Genomic DNA, 24596 nt, shown 5'->3' with positions numbered 1-24596 from the left:
ACCCCCGGGGAAGGCGTCAGCGCGGGAAAACCGTGCCGTCGAACAGCTTCCGGGCCGTGCGCACGACCCCGCTGCGGCGCACCCGCGGCGGGGTCTCGCCCGGGTCCACCTCCACCTCGACCTGCAGGTGGCCGGTCGGGTGCTCGACGTCGATGCGCGAGGTGCCGGGCAGCTTCGCCAGTTCGTGCCCGACGGCACCGTCCAGCAGGAGCGCCGTGGCCACGCTGACGGCCCCGAGCACCCCGATCGACGTGTGCGGTTCGAGCGGGATGAACGTGCGGGTGCAGATCGTGCCGCCGTCGACGGGCGGCGCGACGAGCGTGGTCTTCGGGACCGAGCTGTCGCGCACGTCGCCGAGGCCCATCAGCTCGGCCGCCCGCAACCGCAGCGACTGGATCCGCGCCCGAAGCGCGGTGTCGGCCTTGAGCTGCTCAGGCGTTTCGTAGCCGGTGAGCCCGAAGTCGGCGGCCCGTGCGACGACCACGGGCATGCCGTTGTCCACACAGGTCACCGGCACACCGTCCACAGTGTCCACGAGGTGCCCGGTCGGGAGCAGGCCGTGGCCCGTCGACCCCGCGGTATCGGCGAAGTCGAGCACCACCGGCGCCGCGGTACCGGGCACGCCGGAGATCGCCGTGTCACCCGCGTACTCGACGACCCCGCCGGGAGTGGGGAAGCGGGCGACGGCGGTGCTGTCCGAGTTGACCATGCGGATCCGCACGGTCGTCTCGCTGTCGCCGGCCGGCACGAGGCCGCGTTCCACCGCGAACGGGCCGACGCCCGCGAGCAGGTTGCCGCAGTTCTGCCGGTCGGTCACCGTCGCCTCGGCCACGCCGAGCTGCAGGAACAGGTAGTCGACGTCCGCGCCGGGCGTCGTGCTCGGCGACACCACGGCCACCTTGCTGGTGAGCGGGTGGGCGCCGCCGATGCCGTCGATCTGGCGCGGGTCGGGGCTGCCCATGATGCGCAGCAGCAGGTCGTCGCGCTCCGCTGCGTCGGCGGGCAGGTCCTCGGCGCGGAAGTATGCGCCCTTCGACGTGCCGCCGCGCATCAGCAGGCAGGGGACGCCCGTCACGCCTGCTCCTTCTCATACTCCTCGGCGGTCAGGTAGCGCACGCCGAGCGACTCGAGCTTCTCGCGCAGGTTGTAGCGGTCGAGCCCCAGCTCACCGCCGGCCAGCGCGGTCCGCGTCGCTTCTTCCTTGGCGAGCCGGGCCTTCGACGCGGCGATGCCCCGGTCGACGTCGCGCTGTGGCACGCACATCACACCGTCGTCGTCGGCCAGGATCACGTCGCCCGGGCGGATCGTCTGCCCGCCGACGGTCACCGGCACGTTCACCGAACCGGCCGTCGCCTTCACAGTGCCCTGCGCGCTGATCGCCCGCGACCACACCGGGAAGCCCATTTCCTTGAGCTCCGCGACGTCGCGCACCCCCGCGTCGATCACGAGCCCGCGCACGCCGCGGGACACGAGCGAGGTGGCCAGCAGCTCGCCGAACATGCCGTCGGTGGACGGGGAAGTGGTGGTGACGACGAGGATGTCACCCGGCCGGCACTGCTCCACGGCCGCGTGGATCATCATGTTGTCACCCGGCCAGCACAGCGCTGTCACGGCCGAGCCGCCGATGCGCGAACCGCGGTGCAGCGGCCGGTGCTCCACGCCGAGGTAACCCGTGCGCCCCAGTGCTTCGTGCACCGTGGCGACGCCGAAGCCGGCCAGCTCGTCGATCTTCTCGCCGGGCGCCCGGGGGACGTCGGTCACCACCACTGTGTTCATTCAGCCTGCTCCATCGCTCAGTTGTCGGTCTCGCGCAGCGCGGTGATCACGCTGCGCAGGTGCGCTCGGGCCGCTTGCTCGGCGGCGTCCGGGTCGCGGCGGGCGATCGCGTCGATGATCGCCAGGTGCTCGGGCAGCGACACGTGCGGCCGGCCCGCGCGCATGGCGAGCCGGAACTGGTGGCGGACGATCTGGCCGTGGAGCCGCTCCAGCAGCTCCGCCGCCACGGACTGGCCCGCGATCTCCCGCACCGTGCGGTGCAGCTCGCGGTTGAGCTCCGAGTACTTCATCGACTCGCCGTCGTCGACGGCCGACTGGAGCCGCACCGCCAGCTCACGCAGCGAGTCGATCTCGTCGTCGGTCGCCTTCTCCGCCGCCTTGGCCGCGCACAGGCCCTCGAGCACCATGCGGCACTCGGTGATGGCCACGGCCTCCTCGACCGACACCACCCGCACCCGGGCCCCGCGGTGCGGGATGCGCTCCACCAGGCCTTCCGCGGTCAGGTCGATCAAGGCCGCGCGCATGCTCGCGCGCGTGACGCCGAAGGTCTCGGCCAGCTCGGCCTCCACCAGCCGCTGCCCCGGGACGACGTCGCCTGCCAGCAGGGCGGCCCGCAGCGCGTCGAGCGCGGCGTGCTTGCCGGCCTCCCCTTCCTTCGGCGTGGTGGTCATCCCGGCTCCTCTCCTCGATGGTGACGCTAAGCATCCCATACGAGATTGTCAACAATTTCGTAGACGACTCTTGTGACGATCCGGGTCCCCGGGTTAGGTTCCCCGGCAGACCCAGCCGGCCGCGAGGATGCGTCCGGGACGACAGGAGATGATCTCGACGATGACCGGACCGGCCACGTCACCGCCCGCCGCCAGAGGGGCCAAGACTTCGACCCGCAACGCCGTGATCGGCGCTTCCTTCGGCTTTTTCGTCGACATGTTCGACGTCTACCTGCCGGTGGTCGCGCTCACTCCGGCGATGAACTACTTCCTCCCGCCCGCGGTCTCCCCGGGGAGCCGGGCCGTGATCACGTCGCTGATCTTCGTGGCCACCCTCATCGGCCGGCCGCTCGGTTCGCTCATCTTCGGCCGCCTGGCCGACAAGGTCGGGCGCCGCCGCGTGACGCTGTGGTCGATCACCGGCTGCGGCATCTGCACGCTGCTCATCGCGCTGCTGCCCGGCTACCACGCCGTGGGCCTGCTCGGTGTCGTGCTGATGGTGGTGCTGCGGCTGATCGACGGCGTGTTCCTCGGCGGCGAGTACACCGGCGCCACGCCGCTCGCCATGGAGGCGGCGCCCACCGGCAAGCGCGGCTGGTACGGCGGGCTCGTGGGCATGGGCTTCCCGATCTCGTACTGCGCGATCTCGCTGGTGACGTTCATCATGCTGCGCATCGCGCCCTCGGGCGGCACGAACTCGGCCTACTCGCAGTGGGGCTGGCGGGTGCCGTTCCTCGTGGGAGCCTTGCTGTGCGTGGTGTTCTGCGTGTACTTCTCGCGCACGGTCGAGGAGTCCGAGACGTGGAAGTCGGCGAAGAAGTCGCGCACGCCGATCCGCGACGTGCTCGTGGGATCCTCGCGCAAGCAGTTCCTCCAGGTCTTCGTGATCATGAGCGGCATCTGGTTCGCGTCCAACCTCGCCTCCGGCCTGTTGCCGAGCGCTCTGCAGTACCAGGCACACGTGTCCGCGACGCAGGTGACGGCGGCGCTGGTGATCGTGCAGGCGATCCACTCCGTGCTGTTCCCGTTCCTCGGGCTGCTGTCGGAGAAGATCGGCCGGCGCAAGTTCCTCGCGTGGTCCGGCATCGGCATCGGCGTGGTCTGCGCCGGCGCGTTCGCGACGATCAGCCTCGGCTGGTACTCCGGGTTCGGCGCGGTGCTGCTGCTCACGCTCGTGATCCGGCTCTCGGGCGGCAGCACGTTCGCCGTCACGCCGTCGTACCTGTGTGAGCGGTTCCCTCCGGCCGTGCGCGGCAGCGGGTTCGGTCTCGGCTACAGCATGCCGCTGATCCTGACCTCGTTCTACGCCTACTACCAGGGCTGGCTGGAGCACATCATGCCGTCGGGCTTCACGGCCGCGGCGCTGCTGGTGCTCGGTGGCGCGCTCGTGTTGGTCGGCTCGCTGATCGGCCCGGAGACCAAGGACGTCGACCTCGGTGTCGCGGCCGCGGGCCAGCCGCAGCCGAAGGCGGTGACAGCGTGACGAAGATCGCGTTGCTGGGCCTCGGTGAGGTGGGTTCCGTGCTGGCGGAAGACCTCACCGGGGTGGAGCTCGCGGCGTGGGACGTGGCGCTGGCGGATCCGGCGAGCGCTGCAGCGCGCAACGCCGAACGGTTCGGGCTGGTGTCCGCTGTGGACGCCCACGACGCCGTGCGCGAAGCCGATCTGGTGATCAGCGCCGTGACCGCGGCCAACGACCTCACCGCGGCCCAGTCGATCGCCGGCGGGCTGCCCGCCGGCTGCTGGTTCCTCGACCTCAACTCCGCGGCACCCGGCCAGAAGCAGGCCTCGGCCGAGGTGATCGAGAAGGCCGGCGGCCGCTACGTCGAGGCCGCCGTGATGTCGCCGATCAACCCCAAGCGGCTCGCGGCCCCGACGCTGCTCGGCGGCCCGCACGCGGCGGAGTTCGCTGAGTTCGCGCGCCCGCTCGGCTTCACCGGGCTGGAGGTCTACGCCGACGTGGTCGGCCGGGCCGCGGCCACCAAGCTCTGCCGCTCCGTGGTGATCAAGGGCGTCGAAGCCCTGCTCACTGAGTCGCTGCTCGCCGCGCGCGAGTGGGGCGTGGAGGGACGCGTCCTCGGGTCGCTGTCGAACCTGCTGCCCAGCGACGACTGGGAAAGCCTCGCCGCGTACATGATCTCCCGCTCGCTGGAGCACGGCGTCCGCCGGGCCGAGGAGCTGCGGGAAGCCGCGGTGACCGTGGCCGAGACGGGCGTCGAGCCCGTGATGGCGGAGGCGATCGCGCGCCGCCAGGACTGGGCGGCGACCCACCGGCCCGCGGACCTCGGCGAGCTGGAGTCTCGGCTGCTGCCGCTGCTCGACGCGGTCCGCACGCGAATGTCCGAAGAAGACCCGAAAGGCGACACCGAGTGATCATCGACTGTCACGGCCACTACACGACCGTGCCCGCGGCCCACACGAGCTGGCGGGACGCGCAGCGCGCCGCGTTCGACGCGGGCACCGCCGCCCCGGCGTACCCGGAGATCGGCGACGACGAGCTGCGCGAATCGGTGCAGGGCCAGCTCGGGCTGATGGCCGACCGCGGCGTGGACCTCACGGTGTTCTCGCCGCGCGCGTCGGCGATGGGCCACCACATCGGTGACGAGGCCGTGAGCACCGAGTGGGCGCGGGTGTGCAACGACCTCGTCCACCGTGTGACCACGCTCTACCCCGAGAAGTTCGTCGGCGTCTGTCAGCTGCCGCAGTCACCGGGCGTGCCGGTGGAGCACTCCGTGGCCGAGCTGCGCCGCTGCGTGGAGGAGCTCGGGTTCGTGGGCTGCAACCTCAACCCCGACCCGAGCGGCGGGCACTGGACGGCGCCGCCGCTCACGGACAAGAGCTGGTACCCGTTCTACGAAGCCATGGTGGAGCTCGACGTGCCGGCCATGGTGCACGTGTCGGCCTCGGACAACCCGAGCTTCCACGCCACGGGCGCGCACTACCTCAACGCCGACACCACGGCGTTCATGCAGTTCCTGCAGTCGGACCTGTTCACCGACTTCCCGGCACTGCGCTTCGTGATCCCGCATGGCGGCGGAGCGGTGCCCTACCACTGGGGCCGCTACCGCGGGCTCGCCGACATGCTCGGCCGCCCGGAGCCCGACGAGGGGGTGCTGCCGAACGTCTTCTTCGACACGTGCGTGTACCACCAGCCGGGCATCAACCTGCTCTTCGACGTGATCAACGTGGACAACGTGCTGTTCGGCTCGGAGATGGTCGGGGCCGTGCGGGGCATCGACTCGCGCACCGGGCACCACTTCGACGACACCCGCCGCTACGTCGACGCGCTCGGGCTGTCCGATGAGGACAAGACGAAGGTGTACGAGGGCAACGTGCGCCGCGTCTACCCGCGCCTGGACCAGGCGCTGAAGGCGAGGGGCGTGTGAGCGCGTTCACGGCCGACCCCGGCTGGCTCTCCTACGACCCCGAACCGTCGAAGCCGGCCTTCGTGCTCCCGCCGGGCACCGTCGATGTGCACACGCACGTGTTCGGCCCGGGCGACAAGTTTCCGTACGCACCGGAACGCAAGTACACGCCGACCGACGCCGGCAAGGAGCAGCTGTTCGCCCTGCGCGATTTCCTGGGCATCGAGCGCCAGGTGATCGTGCAGGCGACCTGCCACGGCGCCGACAACAGCGCTCTGGTCGACGCGCTCGACGCGGCGGGCGAGCGCTCACGCGGCATCGCGACGATCCGCGGCACCGAGTCCGACGAGGAGCTCGCTCGGCTGCACGCGGCCGGCGTGCGCGGTATCCGGCTGAACTTCGTCCGCCGGCTCGTGGACCCGAAACCCGACGCGTACTACCACGACCTGGTCGCGCGGATCGCGCCGCTGGGCTGGCACATCGTGATCTACTTCGAGGCCGCGGACCTCGCCGAGAAGTGGGACCTGTTCACCTCGCTGCCGACCACGGTCCTGGTGGACCACATGGGCCGCCCGGACGTGACGAAACCCGTCGACGGCCCGGAGTTCGGCCGCTTCCGCACGCTGCTGCGCGAGCACGCGAACTTCCACGTGAAGGTCACCGGCCCGGAACGCCTCACGGTGGCCGGCCCGCCGTATGACGACGTGGTGCCCTTCGGCCGCGCGCTCGTGGAAGAGTTCCCGGACCGCGTCCTGTGGGGCACGGACTGGCCGCACCCCAACATGAAGAGCCACATGCCCGACGACGGTACGCTGGTCGACTTCGTGCCCCGCATCGCGCCGAGCGCCGAAGCGCGGCAGAAGCTGTTGGTGGACAACCCGATGCGGCTCTACTGGGCTGAGTGAACGGGAATCGACCGAGCCGGGGAACCGGGCCGTCCGAAGTGGACGGCCCGGCTCAGCCCGGCCGTTCGGCGACACGCGGGGGAGCGATGCCGCTGTCGCCGGGGAGATCGTCATCGGCCAGACCTCCTGCACCGGGTCCTTCGCCGACGCGACGCGGGCGAGCACGATCTCGCCGAGCCGCCGCAGTGAGACCGCGAACGTGGTCAGCGACGGCACGAGGTAGTCGCACACCGGGTTCTTGCGGAACCCCGCCACGGCCAGGTCCGTGCCCGGCCGCACACCGGCCTCGGCGAAGCGGCGGTAGAGCCCGAGCGCGAGTGTCTCCTGCGCCAGCATCACGGCCGTCGGCGCCGGCGTCATCGCCGGCAGGCGTTCGGCGAGCAGCCCGCCGCCCTCGGGCGTGTCGGGCAGGCGTATCTCGGCGGTGGGCTCGAACCCGTGCGAGGCCAGCGCCTGCCGGCAGCCGCGGGCGTACTCCCAGGTGCTGCTGACGTCTCCGTCGTCGTAGGCCAGCGCGATCGGCGTGTGGCCTGCGGCCACGAGCCGCTCCACCGTCTCCGCCGCGACGCCCTCGAAGTCCAGGTCGAGCCACGCGTGGCCCTCGGGTCCGCTGCGGCCGAGCGCCACGAACGGCCCGCCCCGCTCGGTGAGCAGCTCCACCCGCCGGTCGACGCGGTGGGTGTTGGAGATGACGTACGCGTCGGCGATGTGCCGGTCGACGGCGTTGACCAGGTACCGGTAGGGGTCCTTGGCCGGCCCGACCGGCAGCAGCACCAGGTCCATCGAGCGTTTTGCGAGCTCCTGCTGCAGGCCGTCGCAGACGCTGAAGTAGAACGTCTCGCCCATCGCGGTGCGCGCGGTGTCGGTCTGCATCACGAGCGCGACCGTGCCGGTCGCGCCGCGGCGCAGCGTGCGGCCGGACTGGTTCGGCTGGTAGCCGAGGCGCTCCGTGGCCGAGCGGACGCGCTCGCGCATGGCCGACATCCAGTCCCGCAACCACTACTTCGAGGCGACGGGTCCGTTGGGTCAGTCTCCCGTTGCGGTTCTGGCGGCCCTTCGCGCTCCCGCGACAACGCCCGCACCCCGATGCAGTGGGACGCCTCGTCAGAGGCCGGCTTCACTTCGGGTACGCCTTGGCTTCGGGTGAACCCGAACCACGTGACGATCAACGTCGAGTCCCAAGTGGACGATCCGGCTTCGGTGTTTTCGCACTACCGCCGGTTGATCGCTTTGCGCTACTCGGAGCCGCTGGTGGTCTCGGGCCGGTACTCGCTGCTGGAACCTCATTACCCCACGTTGTTCGCCTTCACCCGGGTGGACGATGACCACGGGTTGCTGGTGCCGGCCAACTGGTCGGGTTCACCGCTCGACGTGCCTTCGTCCGCTGTGGATGGTTGGTCCGACGCGTCGCTGCTCATGGGCAACTACCCGGGCCCCGCTTCGGTGGGGGCGCGGCTACGGCCTTGGGAAGCCGTCGTCTTCCGCCGCTGACGCCGCACTACGGCAACGGCGCTTCCGACCGCCGCACCCAGCAACGCGACGACGGCGGTCGCGACGCGCACGAACCCGGTGGAACCGAGGCTGACCGCAAGCACTGCGAGGGCCGCGAGCAGCCCCGTCGCGGAAAGGGCAACGGTCCGGACCAGATCCCGCGCACGCCGAGTGCGATCGTCGGAGGTGAGGACCCGGTCGAGCAACTGGAGGAAGGTGAGGCGGTCGGTCCCGCGGGGAACGGTGGTCACCGGTTCGCCGCCGCACTCGGTCGGCCGACGGTGCGCAAAGCGAGCGCAGGGGGCTCGCCCTGGTCTCGCAGCCGGCCGACGAACCTGTCCGGAGTCGGGCTCCGGTCGACGATCCGCGCGAATGTCGCCGAAGGCTTGACCGGTCCTCGTGTCCCATCGAGAACGACGCCTTCCCCGAGGATTCCGGCCACGGGGTCGCAGAGATCTTCGACCAGCGAGAACACCGAAGGACCCTGCTCCGTTTCGAGGTGGAGCGCAGTCCCGCCCAAACTGCTCCAGACGTCGATCGCGGCAGCGTTCGCGACCAGCCCGATGCGGCGCAGCATGGCGCTGCCGAGCGCGACCGGACCGCAGTGCTGCCAGTGGAAATCGTAACCGTGCCGTTCGCCCGAGCTCAGCTGCGGCGAACACTCGAGGCGCGGGTCCACGCACTTTCCGCCGTACGCCGTGTGCCGGATAGCGCCCCAGATTCGGGTCCAGTCGTCCTCTTTGATGCCGCGGACCACAACACGGCAGGGAGTGACCCTGCCGTCCACATCGAGCAGGCGCAGCTCAAGGTTGTTCTGGGTGAAGGTGAAGCGCAGGCCCGGAATGCCGTCGCGGCCTTCGTTCGGTTCGAGAGGCGCCAGCAGCGCGCGGAAGAATCGGGTCGCGGCATCGTCGGCAAGGCTGACCACGAGGGCATCGCAGCGCGGACTGACCTTTTTGAACACTCGGTGCCCTGCGGTCCGGTGCGCCGAATACCTGACGGCAAGCAAGAGCGAAGTCTCAAGCACCCGTTGGTGCAGTGAATGCGCTGCGAGAATCGCCTTTTCCCGCGCGGCTTCGGTGATCGCGAGGTCGGCGCTGATCGCCTTGTGGGCTTCTTGGCGCGTCTCACCGGTGAACCGCCGGCGCACCGACGCGAGCTCAGAGACTGAAGCAGTCACGGCAGAGTCCTTCCTTCGTCACCGCCCGGCTCGGCGAGGAGGGATCCAGCCATGGTTCTTCAGACACCCACGAGGGTGCGATCAGTCGTTCGTGCTGTTCGGTGGTTCCGTCGCCCGGGTTGCCGGGTGGGCGACACCAGCAGCGCCCGCACGGTGCGCGACGAAGCATAGCGCACGGTGAGTCGCGGATCGTCTCGCGCGGGGTTGTCCCGGCCGCAACTCACCCCGGTGAGGGAGCTCGCGCCGAAGATCAGGCGGCCGGTTTCCAGCCCAGCTCAGGGCCCAGCCGGGTGGCGATGTCCGTGAGGATCTGCACGTAGTCGGCGTGCTCGAAGGTGAAGGGCAGCGCGAACGCGACCTCCGACACCTCCCGGAACGCGGCATCCGCGTAGAGCCGTTCGGCGATGGAAGCCGACGTGCCCACCAGGTCTTCCGCGAAGGTCATGCGGGCCGGGCCGTGGGCCTTGCCGACGCGGGGCAGGCGGGAAGCGGCGTACGCCTCGTACTTCGCGCGCTGCTCGGGGCTCGCGCTGTCGGTCGGGATGACGACCAGACCCTGTGACACGCGGGCGTCGGCCCCGAGGGGGTGGTGGGCGCGGAACTCGCGGATCTGGGCGGCCTGGATGGCCGCGAAGTCGATCTCCGTGGCGTCGGGGTCCTCGGCGCGCACGACGCTGCTGGCCAGGTAGTTCATGCGGTGCTCGCCGGCCCAGCGGGCGGAGCGGGTGCTGCCGCCGCCGTACCAGAGGCGGTCGGCGAGGCCGGGGGAGTGCGGCTGGACGCGGGGCGAGTACTCCTCGATGCCCTCGGTGCCGCTGAAGTCCGTGGCTTTCTCGCCACGGATGAAGCCCAGGAGGCGCTCCACGCGCTGGTAGCTGAAGTCCTCGGCCGACGCGGTGTCGGGGTACAGCGCGGGCGCGAGGTGGTCGTAGTGGCGCGGCTCGCCGACGCTCAGGCCGGGGTTGAGGCGCCCGCCGGAGAGGACGTCGACCGTGGCGAGGTCTTCGGCGAGGCGCAGCGGATTTTCCCAGCCCAGAGGGATCACGGCGGTGCCCAGCTCGATGCGGCTCGTGCGTTGCGTGGCGGCGGCCAGAACCGCGACGGGCGACGAGATGCCGAACTGCAGGTGCCGGTGGCGCACCCACGCGCTGTCGAAACCGAGCTCCTCGCCGAGCTGGATGACCTGCAGCGTCGACTCGTGGCCGGCGGCGGGATCGGCCTCGTCGAACAGCCCGATCGTGAGGAAACCCAGCTTGCGCAACGGTTCCGAGGTGATCGGCACGGCAGTTCCTCCTGGCTCCGGGTCTTGCCGTGGATCAACCTCGACGGCGCCGGGATTGTTCCGGTTCCGGTGTGGTCTGGAACACTCCGTCGGAACATCACGGGAAGTCCGGTTTCCTGGACCGAAACTAACTTGTAACGGGGCCAAGGTTCCACTCTGTCGCCGCCCGCGCCAGAATCACGCGTTGTGATCGCGTCAGAAAAGCATTCGGAGGCTTGTCGGAAACCCTGAAAACAGGTACTGGCGCGGATCATTCGGACAAAGTTCCCGAAAATTCGGATCGAGGCTCATTCATGGTTGAACCCGCCCAGAAAATCGCATCTGCGGGCACTTCGCCGAAAATGCGCAGATCGGTCGGTTTCTACGGCCTGATGTTCGTTTCGCTCGGCTCGATCATCGGCTCAGGGTGGCTGCTCGGCGCGCTCAAGGCGGCGAAGGTGGCGGGTCCCGCATCGCTCGTTTCGTGGGTGCTCACCGCGGTAATCATGGCGACGCTCGCCCTGGTCCACGCGGAACTCGGCGCGGCCTACCCGGTCGCCGGCGGCACGGCCCGGTACCCCGCGCTCGCGTACGGGGTGCTCGGCGGGTTCGTCGGCGGCTGGGTGGCGTGGCTGCAGGCGGTGGCGCTCGCGCCGGTGGAGGTCGAGGCGAGTCTCGAATACCTCGACAACGTCACCTGGATCAAGGAACACCTGAATCTGCTGAGTCCTTCGGGGACGCTCACCGCGAGCGGATTCGGCTGGGCGACGCTGCTGATGGCGATCTTCACCATGATCAACCTCGTCGGCGTGAAATTGCTGTCGGAAAGCAATTCGGCGACGGTGATCTGGAAGACCGCGGTGCCGGTGCTGACCGTGGTCGTGCTGCTGTCGCTGCGGTTCCACCCGGGCAACTTCACCGCGGGCGGCGGCTTCGCGCCGCACGGCGCCCACGGCATCTTCGCCGCGCTGCCGGTCGGCGTGGTGTTCGCGCTGCAGGGCTTCGAACAGGCCGTGCAGGTGGGCGGCGAGGCGCGCGACCCGCAGAAGGACCTGTCGCGCGCGATCATCGTCGCGATGGTCATCGGCACGATCGTCTACCTGCTGCTGGAGGTCGCGTTCATCGGCGCGCTCGACCCGGCCGCGCTGCTCAAGGGCTGGGACAACCCGATCGCGCAAGGCTCCTTCGGCCCGTACGCCACGCTGGCGACCCTCGCCGGCGCCGGCTGGCTGTCGTACGTGCTCTACGCCGACGCCTTCGTCTCCCCGGCCGGCACGGGCATGCTCTACCTCGGCACGTCGGCGCGCCTGTCGTACGCGATGGGCCACGAGCGCACGCTGCCGAAGGGTCTGGGCAAGCTCAACGTGCGCGGGGTGCCGGTGTGGTCGATCGGTCTGTCGTTCGTGGTCGGCGAGATCGCGTTCCTGCCGTTCCCGAGCTGGCAGTCGCTGGTCAGCGTGATCACCTCGGCAACCGCGCTGATGTACGCGTTCGCCCCGGTCTCGATGATCGCGCTGCGCAGGCGCGACCCGGACCGCCCGCGCCCGTACCGCGCGCCGATGCCGAAGGTGCTGGCGCCCGCGGGGTTCGTCGCCGCGAATCTGATCATCTACTGGAGCGGCTTCGACACCACGTGGAAGATCATGATCGCCGTGGTGATCGGCTTCGGCCTGTTCCTCATCGCGCGTGTGACGAGCCCCAAGCTGGAACGCATCCCGATCGACTGGAAGGCCGCGCAGTGGATCGTGCCGTGGCTCGCCGGCCACGTGCTCATCGGCTACTTCGGCCGCTACGGCGAGTCGGGCAACATCAGCGCCCTGCCCGAGTGGATCGACCTGCTGGTGGTGATCGTGTTCAGCCTGGCGGTGTTCTACTGGGCCGTGAACCTCGCCGTCGACAGTGACAAGGTGAAGGCAGCGGTCGAGCGGGAGGCGCTGGAGCTGGCCGTGCAGTGAGCTCGCGGGTGACCGGTTTCCCATGCGGGCGACCGGTCACCGGCGCCGCCACGCCCCGGGCGTCGTTCCTTCGCGGCGGCTGAACACGCGGGTGAGCGCGGCGTTGGATTCGTAGCCCACCCGAGCGGCGATCTGCGCGACGCTGAGGTCGGTCTCGCGAAGGAGTCGCTTGGCCTGGTGCAGCCGCCACGACGTGAGGTAGCCCAGCGGGGTCTCGCCGACCACGGCCCGGAAGGCGGCCGCGAACGCCGAGCGCGAAAGGCCGGCCTCGCGGGCCAGTGTTTCGACCGTCCACGGGTGCGCGAGGTCGGCGTGCAACGCGCGCATGGCGGCCGCGAGGCGGGGGTCGCGCTGAGCGGCGAGCCAGCCGAGGTCGCCGCCTCCGGTTTCGCAGAACGCGCGGACGGCCTGGACGAACAGCACGTCCGCGAGCCGGCTGGTCACGAGCCGGGAGCCGAGGCCCGCGGCGGCCTCCTCGCGGGCGAGCAGGTCGAACGTCGCGTGCAGCTGCTCCCCGGCCTCGCCGCGCAGGTCGAGCGGGAACAGCGGGGGCAGCATCGCGAACAGCGGCTCGGCCGCGGTGGCGTCGAAGGAGAACCGGCCGGACACGATGTCGGTGCGTTCACCGTTCCCGCCGTGCGTCGCGACGGTGCGTTCCGGGTCGGTGAACAGGGATTCGCACTCGGCGAGGTCGCGGCCGGGCTCGTCCTCTAGCGTGAACCGCGCGCCGGCGCGGACGACGAAGCAGTCGCCCGCCGCGAGCCGGCGCGGTTCGCCCACGGCGTCGCCCGTGAGGACGCACGAACCGGAGGCGATCAGCACGAGGCGGGTGGTCTCGGGCGAGTGGAAGGCGATGCCCCAAGGCGCGCCGGCCTCGATCCGCACGTACCGCGACTGCTCGATCCGCATCGCGGTGAGCACGTCCTCCACGGGATCCATGGGGTGCTCCTGGACGATCGGACAACGATTGCGGATCTGAAGGTAACACTCGTCCGGCTCGGCGGTTCTAGCGTGGGTCGTATGAAGATCACCGAACTGTTCGACCTGACCGGCAGGACCGCCCTCGTCACCGGAGCGAGCCGCGGGATCGGCGCCGCCGTGAGCCGGGTGCTGTCGGAGGCCGGCGCGCGGGTGGTGCTGGTCGGCCGGTTCGCGGAGACCCTGGCCGCGGTGGCGCGCGAGCTCCCGGGTGACGCCGACGTGGTCGCCGCCGACCTGGCGCGCCCGGACGCCCCAGCCGAGATCCTCGCCGCGGCGGGCCCTGTCGACGTCCTCGTCAACAACGCAGGCAGCGGCACAGGCGCGGGCTTCGCCGACCGGCTACGGCTCGCCGACGTCGACGAGGCTTGGGCGGTGTACCTGCGCGCCCCGATCGTGCTGTCCGGCCTCGCCGCCGCCGGCATGGCCGCGCGCGGTGGTGGCAGTGTCGTCACCTTGTCGTCGGGCGCCGCCCACCAGGGCCTGCCCGGCTTGTCCGTCTACAGTGGACTCCGTGCCGGCGCCGAAGCCGCCACCCGTGCGCTGGCCGCCGAGTGGGGCTCCCTCGGCGTCCGCTTCAACGCCGTCAGCCCCGGCGCTGTCCGCACCACGCTCGGCGCCTGGATCGTCGACGACGACTCGGCCCGGGCCAAGTACCTGGAGACGGTGCCGCTGGGCCGGGTCGGCGAGCCGGACGATGTCGCTGCTGCCGTGTTGTTCTTCGCTTCCCCAGCGTCGTCGTACATCACCGGCCAGACACTCACCGTCGACGGCGGCTGGGTCACGACGGCGCCGTCGCCGGTGGGCTGAGCCGGATTCGCCCGCCGCACGGTCGGCTCGGTCACGATGTCCTCGCCGGATGAATCTCGCGGGGGGTTCAGGACTACGTTGCAGAGTGCTGTCGACCGGCCGGCGAGGGCTGAAGATCGAGGTGTGGGGCATGGACGATCGAGCGGCTGCGGGCGGCAACGATCCTGCGGCAGCGCCGGAACCGGCGCGGGCCGGTCGGGTGGCGGGTGAAGTGGTCACCGAGATCTTCGAGTACGACGGTGGACGGCGGGTCACGGTGTACGTGCCGCCGGATCCGCCCGAGGCGATCGTGTTCGCCGGTGATGGTCAGCTGATCTCGCGGTGGGGCGGCCACCTGGAAGCCGCCGGCGGGCCGTCCACGATGATCGTCGGCGCCCACCGGAGCGCCGACGAGGACGAGACGGTGCGCATCCAGGAGTACTCGCCGTCGTTCGACCAGGACCGGTTCGCCGCGCATGAGCGGTTCTTCGCCGGGGACGTCCGCCGATGGGTGCGGTCGCGCTTCGGCGTCGCATTGCCCGCCGAACGCACGGCGGTGTGCGGTGTGCGGTGTGTCGGCGAGTGGCGAGCTCTCGCTGGCAATGGGCCTTCGGCATCCGGACGTCTACGGTGCGGTCTTTTCCGCTTCTCCGGGCGCCGGCTACCGCCCGCCCGCCGCGATGCCGAGCCCGCTACCGCGCGTCTACCTGGTCGCGGGCACGCTGGAGCCGTTCTTCGCGAGGAACGCGACTCGGTGGGCGGACGCGCTGCGCGATGCCGGCGCGGACGTCGTGCTGACGCAGCGGGTCGGCGATCACGGCGGCCCGTTCTGGGCTGCGGAGTTCCCGCTGATGGTGGCCTGGGCGTTCGGAAGCTGACCGGCGGCGGCGCCGGATTCTCGGTTGCGGCGCGGCGTGGGCCGCGATCATCCTCGGGTGTCATGACGGCGAACCTCACCGAGTTCTACGGCAGCGGCACCGACGAAGACACCCGGCTGACCCGCTCGGCGCACGGGAAGCTGGAGTTCCTGCGGACGCGGGAACTGGTCCGCCGGGCGCTGACCCGGACGGCACAGCGGGTGCTCGACGTCGGCGGCGGGACCGGCGTGCACGCGCGCTGGCTCGCCGCCGACGGTCACTCCGTGCACGTCGTCGACCCCGTGCCCCGGCACGTCGAGGTCGCGGCCGGGATTCCCGGCGTCTCGGCCGAACTCGGCGACGCGCGGGCGCTCACGTGGCCGGACGCGAGCGCCGACGTTGTCCTGCTTTTCGGCCGCTGTACCACCTCATCGAGGTCGGGGACCGCGCGCTGGCGCTGGCCGAAGCGCTGCGAGTGCTCCGTCCTGGCGGGGTCTTGTTCGCCGCGGCGATCAGCCGGTACCTGTCGCTGCTGGAGGTGAGCACGACCGGTCGCCTCGACGCGCGGATGGCCGGCGCCGTCGGCGAGGTCATCGGCACCGGAAACTACGACGGGCACGTCGGATTCGTCCCCGCGCACTTCCACACCGCCGCGGAGCTGGGGGTCGAGGTCCAGACCGCCGGCGGGCGCGACGTCGAGGTGTTCGGCGTGGAAGGCCCCGCCTGGGCCGCGCTCGACGTGGCGGGCGCGGCCATCCGGGACGAGACGAGCATCTGGATTCGGCGCTGCGGTGCGCCCGTTTGGTCGAGCGGGATCCGCACCTGATGGACGCCAGTGCGCACCTCCTCGCCGTCGGAAAGGCTTAGCCGGCAAGAAAATCACTTGACCCCGCCACCAGACTCGCCGGTATGGGGTCGTGGGGGCGGTTGCAGCTGGTCGCGGTGTTCGGGTCGGCGGGGGAAGGCCTGGTGCTCTCGGCGATTCCGCTGCTGGCCGTGTCGATCACGACGGATCCGCGGGAGATCTCGCTGGTGACGGTGGCCGGGCAGGCGCCGTGGTTGCTGTTGTCGTTGTTCGCGGGCGTGGTGATCGACCGGGTGCGGCGGACGTCGGTGCTGGCGGGGGCGTACGCCGTGCTCATCGCGGCCGTCGTGGCGCTCGCCGTCGCCGGATCGCTGCATGAACTGAGCCTGCCCGTGGTGGCGGTGGTGGCGTTCGTGGTCACCACGGCGCAGGTGTTCGGCGACGGGGCCAGCGGCGCGCTCGTGCCGGACGTCGTGGGGCCCGACCGGCTGGCGGCGGCGAACGCGCGCCTGCAGGTGATCGACCGGGGGCTGGTGCAGTTCGTCGTCCCGCCGGCGACGGGCGTGCTGCTGGGGATCGGGGCGGGGATTCCGGCGTGGGGCGCCGCGGCGGCGGCGGTCGTGGCGTTCGCCTTGGTACGCGGGATTCCGTCGCCGCCGCCGGTGAAGTCGCCGGCGCATCCGTTGCGCGACATCGGCGAAGGGCTGCGGTACCTGGTGGGCACGCCGCTGCTGCGGTCGATCACGATCACCGTCGCGCTGGGGTCGTTCGCGGCGAGCGCGGGCAACGCGATGCTGGTGCTCTTCGCGACGCAGGTGCTGCACCTCGGTCCCGTCGGCTACGGCGGGCTGCTCGCGTGCCTGGCCGTCGGCTGGGTCGCGTCGTCGTTCGTGGTGGACTGGGTGGTGCGGCGGCTGGGTTACTCGTGGTCGATGCGGCTGGCGCAGAGCTGCGCGGTGGTGGCGCAGCTCGCCATCGCTTTGGTGCCGCCGTGGCCGCCGGTCGTGGGGCTGGTGCTCGTGTTCCTCACGGCCACCACGCTCGTGTGGAACGTCTGCTCCCAGTCCTCACGCCAGCGCTTCACGCCGTCGCCGCTGCTGGGCCGCGTGCTCACCAGCCACCGCGCGCTCGCGTGGGGACTGACACCGCTCGGCGCGCTCGCGGGCGGGTTCGTCGCCGCGCACGTGAGTCTGCGCGCGGTGTGGGTGATGAGCGCGTTGATCCAGCTGGCCGGCGCCGCGGTGGTGTGGTGGCAGCTCTCGCCCGCCGCCTTCCGCGACGCCGAGCTCGCTCAGGCGCGCTTGGGCAGCTTCCAGCCCGGCCGCGGGAAGTGACACGTGTAGCCGTTCGGGTAGGTCTGCAGGTAGTTCTGGTGTTCGGGCTCGGCTTCCCAGAAGTCGCCGGCCGGGGTGACCTCGGTGACGACCTTGCCGGGCCAGAGGCCGGAGGCCTCGACGTCGGCGATGGTGTCTTCGGCGACCTTTTTCTGTTCGTCGTTGGTGAAGTAGATCGCGGAGCGGTAGCTCATGCCGATGTCGTTGCCCTGGCGGTTCTTCGTGGTCGGGTCGTGGACCTGGAAGAAGAACTCGAGCAGGTTGCGGAAGTCCGTCTGGGTGGGGTCGTAGAGGACCTCGATGGCCTCGGCGTGGGTGCCGTGGTTGCGGTAGGTGGCGTTGGGTGTGTCGCCGCCGCTGTAGCCGACGCGCGTGGACACGACGCCGGGCTGGTGGCGGAACAGCTCCTCCATACCCCAGAAACACCCGCCGGCGAGGATCGCCTTTTCCGTGGTCATGGTTCGCCATCGTAGCCGCGCCGCAGCAGGCCGAGCACGAGCGCGAGCGGCGGCCATGCGTCACGCCCGCGCCGGGTGGCCGTGAACGAGCGCAGCCGCACGTCCGGACCGGTCAGCGGCAGCAGCGCCACCTCCAGCCGCGTCGGGCGCGCGACCGGCAGCAGCCCGACGCCGGGCCCCGCGACGATCAGGTCCTCCACGAGATCGAGGCTGTCGGCCAGGTGCGTGACGCGCGGGGTGAACCCGGCCATCGACGCCAGCGTGCGCACCACGTCCTCGTCGGCGCGGTTGCGGGAGTTGCCGATCCAGTCGTGGTCGCGAAACGCCTCGAACACGGCCAGCGTGCCTTCGCCGGCCACCCGGCCCGCGTCCGTCGCCGGCACGCCCAGCCCCCACGCGGCCGTCCACAGAGGACGGACGTCGAGCGACCGGTCGGTGGTCGCGGGCGCGAGGTCGTAGTCGTAGATCAGCGCCAGGTCGACGTCGTCGGCCAGCAGCTGGGTCATGGCTTCGGCAGGTTCGTACTCGCTGATCACCAGCCGCACCCGTGGATGCGTCCGCGCCAGCCGGCCGGCCGCAGGCAGCAGCGCACGCCTGATCGCCGTGGCGAAACCCGCCACCCGCACGGTGCCCGCCGGCTCCGCGTGCGGGTCGAGGTCCGCCCGCGCGGCCTCCACGGCGGCCAGGATCGTCACGGCGTGCTCGGCCAGCCGCTGCCCGGCCGGGGTCAGGCGGACGCGGCGGCCGTCCGGTTCGAGCAGCGGCGCGCCCGTCTCCCGAGCCAGCGCGGCGATCTGCTGCGACACCGTGGACGTGGTGGTGTCGAGCACATCCGCGACGGCGCGCATCGAGCCGAGCCGCGACAGCTCGAGGAGGAACTGCAGCCTGCGGGTGTCCATGGCGTCATTGTCCAGGAATTCCGGACAGTACGTCCACGATCGGCATGTGGACACGAACGGTGGGCATCGGTTCTCCTGGACGCGTGCTCTCCTCCTCCACCCGCACCGGGGCGGCGCTTGCCGTCGCCGCGATGCTCTGCGTGCAGCTCGGCCTGGCGCTGTCCGTCGGCCTGTTCGACCGCGTCGGGCCCGAGGGCGCCGCGTGGCTGCGGCTCGCCTGGGCCGGAGTGCTGCTGCTCATGCTGGTCCGCCCGCGCCCGTCCTCGTTCAGCCGCTCGACGCTGCTCGCGTGCGTGGTGCTGGGCGTCGTCACCGCCGGCATGACGATGCTGTTCATGGCCGCCGTCGCGCGGCTGCCGCTGGGCACCGCGAGCGCGCTGGAGTTCCTCGGCCCGCTCACGGTCGCGATCACGCGCGGGCGCGGCGGCAAACGCCTGTGGCCCGTGCTCGCCGCCGTCGGCGTGCTGCTCCTGACCGAGCCCTGGGAGGGCGGGGCGGACCTGGTCGGCGTCGGCTACGCCCTCGCGTCGGCGGTCTGCTGGGCGACTTACATCCTGCTGACACAGCACGTCGGCGACGAGGTGTCCGGCGTGCGCGGACTCGCGGTGTCCATGCCGGTGGCGGCGATCGTGGCCACCCTGGTGCAGGGGCCGGCGGTGTTCGGGCACCTGTCGTGGGAGCTGCTGCTCGCGGGGCTGGGACTCGCGATCCTGCTGCCGGCGGTGCCGTTCAGCTTCGAGATGCTCGCGCTGCGGCGGCTCACGGCGTCGGCCTTCGGCACGCTCATGAGCCTCGAACCCGCCATCGCGATGACGATCGGGCTGCTCGTGCTCCACCAAGTGCCCGACCTGGCCGCGGCCGCGGGAGTGCTGTTCGTGGTGGCCGCGGGCGTCGGCGCCGAACGCACGGGCGCGCGGGAACCCGTCGCGGCGCCTTAAGCCTCGGCCAGGCGAGCCCGGCGCGTTCGCAGGAAGGCGCGTTCGGTGTGGTTGCCGGCCAGGCTGATCGCCTCGTCGTAGGCGGCGACGGCTTCCGCGGTCCGGCCCAGCCGGGTGAGCAGGTCGGCGCGGGTCGCCGGCAGCAGGTGGTACCCCGGCAGGTCCAGCTCGTCCACCGCGGCCAGCGCCGCCGCCGGACCGTGCACCTCGGCGACGGCGACCGCCCGGTTGAGCGCGACGACGGGGGTCGGAGAATGCTGCAGGAGCTGGTCGTAGAGCGCCAGGACCTGCGTCCAGTCGGTGGCCGGCCCGTCCGTGTGCACGGCGTTGATGGCGGCCTGCAGCTGGTACGGACCAGGCTGTCCCCGGCGCAGGCAGCGGCGCACCAGGTCGTGGCCCTCGGCGATCAGCTCGCGGTTCCACAGCGACCGGTCCTGCTCCGCGAGCACCACCAGCTCACCCGAGGGCCCGATGCGCGCGGGCCGACGGGCTTCGGTGAGCAGGAGCAGCGCCAGCAGCCCGAGCACCTCCGGCTCGTCCGGCATCAGCTCGGCGAGCGCCCGCGCCAGGCGGACGGCGTCGGCGCACAGGTCCGTCCGCAGCAGGTCGCCCGACGTCGACGTGTAGCCCTCGTTGAACACCAGGTAGAGCACGGTGAGCACGGGCGGCAGCCGGTCGGGCAGGTCGGCCGCGCCGGGCACCCGGTAGGGGATGCCCGCGTCGCGGATCTTCTTCTTCGCGCGCACGATCCGCTGGGCGACGGTCGCCTCCGGCACGAGGTAGGCGCGCGCGATCTCCGGCACCTCCAGCCCACCGAGCAGCCGCAGGGTGAGCGCGGTCTGCGCGAGCGGCGACAGCGCCGGGTGGCAGCAGGTGAAGATCAGGCGCAGCTGGTCGTCGCGCACGGGTCCCACCTCCTGCGGCTCGTCGGGCTGGTTCAGCAGCAATGCCTGCGCGTGGCGCGCCTCGCGCGTGGACTCGCGGCGCAGGCGGTCGATGGCGCGGTTGCGGGCCGTGGTCACGATCCACCCGCCGGGGTTGGGCGGGAGCCCGTCGGCCCACTTGGTGACCGCCACCGCGAACGCCTCCTGCACGGCCTCCTCGGCGAGCCCGATGTCGCCGAGCAGGCGCGTCAGCGTGGCCACGCAGGGGCCGTACTCGGTCCGGTAGACGCTGTCGAGGTCCATCGGCGCCTCAGCGCTGCGAGAGGTCGTCGAACGGGCGCACCTCGATCGGCTGCCCGCAGGCCAGCGAGCACTTCTCGGCCCACGCCAGCGCCTGGTCGAGGTCATCGCACTGGACCACCCAGAACCCGCCGAGCTGTTCCTTGGTCTCGGCGAACGGGCCGTCGGTGATCGTGACCGTGCCGTCGCCGGGCCGCACGACCGTGGACGCGTGCGAGGGCCGCAGGCCTCCGACGAACACCCAGGCCCCGGCGGACTTCATGTCCTCGGTGACCTGACCGGTCCGGGCCAGCATCGCCTCGAAGTCCTCTTCGGGCTCCGGCTTGCTCTCGTCGAGCTGGACGGCGAGCAGGTACTGCTTCATGGCGGCTCCTTCGCTCGGGCGACCGCTCCGTTCGCCGGTCCCTCACTCAGCCCACGAACCGGCTCGACGCCATTCGACACCACGAAGGGAAAAAATTCTCGCTTTGCCGGATTCGGCGGCCCTACGCGTCGGCGAGGAGCTTCTCGCGCTTGCTCGCGTAGTGGATCGCCCACGCGGCGGCGCCGAACGCGAGGCCGGTGAGCGGGTTGCCCATGGCGATCTTGGTGAAGGCGAGCCAGCCCGTGCGGTCCTTCCCCGGGGCGAGCCCCGTGAAGGAGTTCACCACCACGAACACCAGCGACGGCAGCGACGACACGAGCCCGCCCGTCCGCTCCCACACCGTGCGCGGCCGTGACTCGGAGGCGGACCCGGCGTCGTCCCGCCGGGCTTCGGTCTTCGTCCCAGGTCGCTCCACACCTCCGATTGAAACGGGCGGGAACTAGGCAAACTCCCGGCTTGGGTCCACGGTCGGGTGGTCAGGGTGGCCACCCTGCGTGGGTCCGCGCGCGGTGAGTCGTCCCACACCCGCCGGGCCCGGCTTCGTCGTCGCGCAGGAAGGGGTCGGTTACCTGGGAGTGCGTACTTCTGGATCACCCCCGCGGTCCTTAGGCTGGGGACATGCACGTGGAAATCTGGAGCGATGTCATCTGCCCGTGGTGCTACCTCGGGAAGGCGCGGTTCGAAGCGGCGCTGGAGGGGTTCGAACACCGGGACGAGGTGGAGGTGACGTTCCGGTCGTTCGAGCTGGACCCGTCGCGCGACACGGTGGAGCCGTTGCAGGAAATGCTGACCGCGAGGTACGGGCCACAGGCGGTGGAGATGGAGGAGCGCCTCGCCGGGCTCGTCGCCGAGGTCGGGCTCGGGTACCGGTCCGACCGGGAGATCGGCAACACCTTCGACGCCCACCGGCTGATGCACCTCGCGCGGGAGCGCGGGCTGGAGCGCCAGATGGTGGACGCGTTGTTCACGGCCAACTTCGCCGAGGCGCGTCCGCTGTTCACCGGGGACACGCTGCTCGACGTGGCGGTGGAAGCCGGTCTGGACCGCGAAGACGCGAGCCGGGTGCTGGCCGATCCGGCGGCCTACGCCGACGCGGTGCGGGCGGAGGAGCGGGAAGCGGCGCAGCTCGGCGCGACCGGGGTGCCGTTCTTCGTACTGGACCGGCGCATCGGCGTCGCGGGTGGTCAGGCCACCGAGGTGTTCGCGCAGGCGCTCGAGCGCGCGTGGAGCGAGCGCGCCGCCTGACCGCGGTCCACTGTGGACGGCGGGCTCAGCCGGACCAGCCGCTGAGCCGGTTGAGCAGCCGTTCCAGCACTTCCGGGTCCGCGGCGACCGGCGCGCCCGACACGGGTTCGTCCACGAGGGTGCGGCGTTCCTGGCGGCGCGGCAGGCGGACCTGGCCCGCCGTGATGCCGCCGGGCAGCGGCATCTCGCACCAGGTGAGGCGGCCGTTGCGCATTGGCTCCACGCCGATCCGATCGCCGGGCGCGGTGCGCGGCGGGTTCGGGCCGACGAGGTCGTCCTCGATCTCGACCACGAGCACCTCGCCGCGCAGCTGCAGGCGCACGGTGATGAACGCGGGGGCGGCGGCATTGCTCTGGTCCACGATGTCGCCGACGAGCCGCGACGTGGTGGCGGTGACCTGTTCCAGCATCGGCAGGAGCGACCAGTCCGACAGGATCAGGCGGACGAACAGCTCGGTGCACGGAACCGCACTGGGCTGAGCCACCAGTCGGAGATCGTCCACCTGGGTGGTGCGCGTGCTCAAGCCTCACCTTCCTCGTCGGCTCACTGCCGCCCCCCGCGGGCGGGACCGGTTGGGGCATCATGCCATCGACCTTCCGCCGGTTCGCGGCGGGAGGTCGATGTGCGTGTCCGCACGCCTCATGCATCCGGATTCGCTGGGTGAACGTCGCAGGTCACAGCTGTGTGCCGCGCTCGGCGGAGTCCGGTGATCACGCCGGTCCCGGTGCCGTGTCCTTTTCGCCCAGATCCCAGAACAGGCCGGTCATGATCGCGACGGCTTCGCGCGCCAGGGGAGCGAGCAGGTGCTCGTCGGGCGCGTGCTGGGCGCAGGCCGGGTACGAGTGGGGGAGCCAGATCGTCGGCAGGCCCAGGATTTCGGCGAACGCGTCGTTGGGGATCGTGCCGCCGAGGTTGGGCAGGAGCACGGGCGCGCTGCCCGTGGTGCGGGCGACGGAGTCGGCGGCCCAGCGCACCCAGGGGTGATCGGGATCCGTGCGCGTCGGCGGCCGGCTCTCGGTCACGGCGACGTCGACCATCGGGAAACCGTGCTCCGCCAAGTGCTTCCGCAGCGCCGGCTCGAGGCCGGCGAGGTCTGTGCCCACGACGGACCGCAGTTGCAGCGTCGCCTCCGCGCGGCCCGGGATGGCGTTGACCGGTGACGAGGGCGTGCCGGCGAGGAACGCCAGTACCTCCACGGTGTTCCAGCCGAACAGCCGTTCCGCGGGCGTGAGCTCCGGCTCGCCCCAGCCCTCGTCGACGGCCGGGTCGTCCGCTCCGCCGCCGACCGGCACCGTGGCCAATGCGTCGCGCACGGACGCCGGGATCACCGGGGGACGCAGTCCCGGCAACAGAATCCGGCCCCGTCCATCCACAAGGGACGTGATCGCGGCGGCCAGCGTGGTGGCGGCGTTGCGTAGCACGCCACCCCAGTTGCCGGAGTGGTGGTCGCGCGGGCGCAGGTCCGCGGTGAGCGTGAACTGCGTGACGCCGCGCGAGCCGAGGAACAGTGTCGGCAGGCCGGCGCGCACGCGGGGCCCGTCGGACGCGATCAGGACGTCCGCGCGCAGCTCGTCGCGCAGCTGCCCGCACACCTCGACGAGGCCGGGGGAGCCGCGTTCTTCACCGGTTTCGATCAGCACGACGAGGTTGAACCCGAGCTGCCCGCGGGCCCGCAGCACCTCGCGCAGGGCGAAGAGGTTCAGCGTGTGCTGGCCCTTGTTGTCGGCCGACCCGCGGCCGTACCAGCGCTCGCCTTCGGCGATCAGCGTCCACGGGTCGAGGCCTTCGCGCCAGCGGGGTGCTTCGCCGTTGACGACATCGCCGTGGCCGTAGAGCAGCACCGTGGGCCGGTCGGCGGACTCGTGGCGGGTCGCCACCAGCAACGGGCACTCGGGCGCCACCGGGTTCTCGGCCACGCGGGTGCGGCAGCCCAGGGCTTCCAGTGCCGGGGCGAGCTCGTCGGTGAGGTACGCGCGCAGCCGCGGGTGCCCGGCGGAGAGGTTGCTCTCGGTCCGGTGCGCCACGCGGCGGGCGAGCTCGGCGAAGAGCTCGCCGGAGTCGAACCGCTCCAGGGCCTGGTCGATCGTGTCCGCGCGCTGCAT

26 protein-coding genes and 1 pseudogene are annotated in these 24596 nt (G+C 71.4%); 13 read left to right on the top strand and 14 right to left on the bottom strand.

All coding sequences use genetic code 11. The annotated features are described in order from the left end of the window. Positions 1–16: 16 nt before the first annotated feature. Genes AB0M56_RS20330 through AB0M56_RS20320 form a run of 3 tightly spaced genes read right to left on the bottom strand, consistent with a single transcriptional unit; the run spans position 17 to position 2447 of the window. A complete protein-coding gene (locus tag AB0M56_RS20330) occupies positions 17–1075 on the bottom strand; it encodes a 4-oxalomesaconate tautomerase (RefSeq protein WP_364178267.1) in 1059 nt (352 codons plus the stop codon). Then, entirely contained in the window at positions 1072–1776 is a 705-nt protein-coding gene (locus tag AB0M56_RS20325; protein WP_364178264.1) for a 4-carboxy-4-hydroxy-2-oxoadipate aldolase/oxaloacetate decarboxylase, read from the bottom strand. Before AB0M56_RS20325 ends, AB0M56_RS20330 begins: the two co-directional genes overlap by 4 nt. Positions 1777–1793: 17 nt before the next feature. After that, positions 1794–2447, bottom strand: coding sequence for a GntR family transcriptional regulator (locus AB0M56_RS20320; protein WP_364178261.1), 654 nt, complete (start codon positions 2445–2447; stop codon positions 1794–1796). Between the two features lie 160 nt (positions 2448–2607). Between AB0M56_RS20320 and AB0M56_RS20315 the strand changes: the two genes are divergently transcribed. From AB0M56_RS20315 to AB0M56_RS20300, 4 genes are read left to right on the top strand one after another with little or no spacing between them, the layout of a single operon-like run. Then, positions 2608–3969, top strand: a complete 1362-nt coding sequence (locus AB0M56_RS20315; protein WP_364178258.1) for an MFS transporter — start codon at positions 2608–2610, stop codon at positions 3967–3969. Then, a complete protein-coding gene (locus AB0M56_RS20310; protein WP_364178256.1) occupies positions 3966–4859 on the top strand; it encodes a DUF1932 domain-containing protein in 894 nt (297 codons plus the stop codon). The genes AB0M56_RS20315 and AB0M56_RS20310 overlap by 4 nt, the downstream gene beginning before the upstream one ends. Next, the gene (locus tag AB0M56_RS20305; protein WP_364178253.1) at positions 4856–5872 is read left to right on the top strand and encodes an amidohydrolase family protein; all 1017 of its coding nucleotides are present in this window, start codon (positions 4856–4858) and stop codon (positions 5870–5872) included. Before AB0M56_RS20310 ends, AB0M56_RS20305 begins: the two co-directional genes overlap by 4 nt. After that, entirely contained in the window at positions 5869–6756 is an 888-nt protein-coding gene (locus tag AB0M56_RS20300) for an amidohydrolase family protein (protein WP_364178250.1), read from the top strand. The genes AB0M56_RS20305 and AB0M56_RS20300 overlap by 4 nt, the downstream gene beginning before the upstream one ends. Before the next feature lie 156 nt (positions 6757–6912). Here AB0M56_RS20300 and AB0M56_RS20295 read toward each other — a convergent pair. Continuing rightward, a pseudogene (locus AB0M56_RS20295) lies at positions 6913–7602 on the bottom strand (substrate-binding domain-containing protein); the annotation flags it as partial. Between the two features lie 312 nt (positions 7603–7914). Here AB0M56_RS20295 and AB0M56_RS20290 point away from each other — a divergent pair. Beyond that, the gene (locus tag AB0M56_RS20290; RefSeq protein WP_364178247.1) at positions 7915–8247 is read left to right on the top strand and encodes a DUF3459 domain-containing protein; all 333 of its coding nucleotides are present in this window, start codon (positions 7915–7917) and stop codon (positions 8245–8247) included. A 247-nt stretch (positions 8248–8494) separates the two neighbouring features. Here the strand turns inward: AB0M56_RS20290 and AB0M56_RS20285 are convergent, their stop codons facing one another. Next, entirely contained in the window at positions 8495–9397 is a 903-nt protein-coding gene (locus tag AB0M56_RS20285) for a hypothetical protein (protein ID WP_364178245.1), read from the bottom strand. A 280-nt stretch (positions 9398–9677) separates the two neighbouring features. Beyond that, positions 9678–10709, bottom strand: coding sequence for an LLM class flavin-dependent oxidoreductase (locus AB0M56_RS20280; protein ID WP_364178243.1), 1032 nt, complete (start codon positions 10707–10709; stop codon positions 9678–9680). A gap of 341 nt (positions 10710–11050) precedes the next feature. Here AB0M56_RS20280 and AB0M56_RS20275 point away from each other — a divergent pair, with 341 nt between their 5' ends. Next, complete coding sequence (locus tag AB0M56_RS20275; protein WP_364178240.1) at positions 11051–12643, top strand: APC family permease; 1593 nt, start codon at positions 11051–11053, stop codon at positions 12641–12643. 36 nt (positions 12644–12679) lie between these two features. On the opposite strand, the gene AB0M56_RS20270 is transcribed toward AB0M56_RS20275, so the two are convergent. Then, a complete protein-coding gene (locus AB0M56_RS20270; RefSeq protein WP_364178237.1) occupies positions 12680–13582 on the bottom strand; it encodes an AraC family transcriptional regulator in 903 nt (300 codons plus the stop codon). Between the two features lie 81 nt (positions 13583–13663). Here AB0M56_RS20270 and AB0M56_RS20265 point away from each other — a divergent pair, with 81 nt between their 5' ends. From AB0M56_RS20265 to AB0M56_RS20245, 5 genes are all read left to right on the top strand, one after another. Then, positions 13664–14431, top strand: a complete 768-nt coding sequence (locus AB0M56_RS20265) for an SDR family oxidoreductase (RefSeq protein WP_364178234.1) — start codon at positions 13664–13666, stop codon at positions 14429–14431. A gap of 551 nt (positions 14432–14982) precedes the next feature. Continuing rightward, entirely contained in the window at positions 14983–15288 is a 306-nt protein-coding gene (locus AB0M56_RS20260) for a hypothetical protein (RefSeq protein ID WP_364178232.1), read from the top strand. A gap of 62 nt (positions 15289–15350) precedes the next feature. After that, positions 15351–15809 carry a class I SAM-dependent methyltransferase gene (locus AB0M56_RS20255; RefSeq protein WP_364178229.1) on the top strand — a complete coding sequence of 153 codons (459 nt, stop codon included), beginning with the start codon at positions 15351–15353 and terminating at the stop codon, positions 15807–15809. Continuing rightward, positions 15806–16093 carry a hypothetical protein gene (locus tag AB0M56_RS20250; protein ID WP_364178226.1) on the top strand — a complete coding sequence of 96 codons (288 nt, stop codon included), beginning with the start codon at positions 15806–15808 and terminating at the stop codon, positions 16091–16093. Before AB0M56_RS20255 ends, AB0M56_RS20250 begins: the two co-directional genes overlap by 4 nt. A gap of 83 nt (positions 16094–16176) precedes the next feature. Beyond that, positions 16177–17406: an MFS transporter gene (locus tag AB0M56_RS20245; protein ID WP_364178224.1), complete on the top strand. Its 1230-nt coding sequence runs from the start codon at positions 16177–16179 to the stop codon at positions 17404–17406. Here the strand turns inward: AB0M56_RS20245 and msrA are convergent. Both msrA and AB0M56_RS20235 read right to left on the bottom strand, forming a co-directional pair. Continuing rightward, positions 17364–17864, bottom strand: coding sequence for a peptide-methionine (S)-S-oxide reductase MsrA (gene msrA, locus AB0M56_RS20240; protein ID WP_364178221.1), 501 nt, complete (start codon positions 17862–17864; stop codon positions 17364–17366). The two genes, AB0M56_RS20245 and msrA, sit on opposite strands and share 43 nt — an antisense overlap. Then, positions 17861–18763: a LysR substrate-binding domain-containing protein gene (locus AB0M56_RS20235; RefSeq protein WP_364178218.1), complete on the bottom strand. Its 903-nt coding sequence runs from the start codon at positions 18761–18763 to the stop codon at positions 17861–17863. The genes msrA and AB0M56_RS20235 overlap by 4 nt, the downstream gene beginning before the upstream one ends. Positions 18764–18846: 83 nt before the next feature. Between AB0M56_RS20235 and AB0M56_RS20230 the strand changes: the two genes are divergently transcribed. After that, positions 18847–19701 (top strand): EamA family transporter, encoded by an 855-nt coding sequence (locus tag AB0M56_RS20230; protein WP_364178215.1) that lies wholly within the window; start codon positions 18847–18849, stop codon positions 19699–19701. On the opposite strand, the gene AB0M56_RS20225 is transcribed toward AB0M56_RS20230, so the two are convergent. The 3 genes from AB0M56_RS20225 to AB0M56_RS20215 form a co-directional block, all read right to left on the bottom strand. Next, complete coding sequence (locus AB0M56_RS20225) at positions 19698–20888, bottom strand: RNA polymerase sigma factor (RefSeq protein ID WP_364178212.1); 1191 nt, start codon at positions 20886–20888, stop codon at positions 19698–19700. The two genes, AB0M56_RS20230 and AB0M56_RS20225, sit on opposite strands and share 4 nt — an antisense overlap. Positions 20889–20895: 7 nt before the next feature. Then, positions 20896–21249 carry a YciI family protein gene (locus tag AB0M56_RS20220; RefSeq protein WP_364178209.1) on the bottom strand — a complete coding sequence of 118 codons (354 nt, stop codon included), beginning with the start codon at positions 21247–21249 and terminating at the stop codon, positions 20896–20898. A gap of 121 nt (positions 21250–21370) precedes the next feature. Continuing rightward, the gene (locus AB0M56_RS20215; RefSeq protein WP_364178206.1) at positions 21371–21664 is read right to left on the bottom strand and encodes a hypothetical protein; all 294 of its coding nucleotides are present in this window, start codon (positions 21662–21664) and stop codon (positions 21371–21373) included. 203 nt (positions 21665–21867) lie between these two features. Here AB0M56_RS20215 and AB0M56_RS20210 point away from each other — a divergent pair, with 203 nt between their 5' ends. Beyond that, entirely contained in the window at positions 21868–22494 is a 627-nt protein-coding gene (locus tag AB0M56_RS20210; RefSeq protein ID WP_364178203.1) for a DsbA family oxidoreductase, read from the top strand. Between the two features lie 25 nt (positions 22495–22519). On the opposite strand, the gene AB0M56_RS20205 is transcribed toward AB0M56_RS20210, so the two are convergent. Together AB0M56_RS20205 and AB0M56_RS20200 are read right to left on the bottom strand one after the other, a co-directional pair. Then, the gene (locus AB0M56_RS20205) at positions 22520–23017 is read right to left on the bottom strand and encodes an ATP-binding protein (protein WP_364178200.1); all 498 of its coding nucleotides are present in this window, start codon (positions 23015–23017) and stop codon (positions 22520–22522) included. A gap of 187 nt (positions 23018–23204) precedes the next feature. Continuing rightward, the gene (locus tag AB0M56_RS20200) at positions 23205–24596 is read right to left on the bottom strand and encodes a M20 family metallopeptidase (protein WP_364178197.1); all 1392 of its coding nucleotides are present in this window, start codon (positions 24594–24596) and stop codon (positions 23205–23207) included.

Origin of the sequence: Amycolatopsis sp. NPDC051372 (assembly GCF_040682095.1) — a bacterium.
Classification (GTDB): Bacteria; Actinomycetota; Actinomycetes; order Mycobacteriales; family Pseudonocardiaceae; genus Amycolatopsis.
This window is presented reverse-complemented; position numbering and strand designations above follow the sequence as displayed.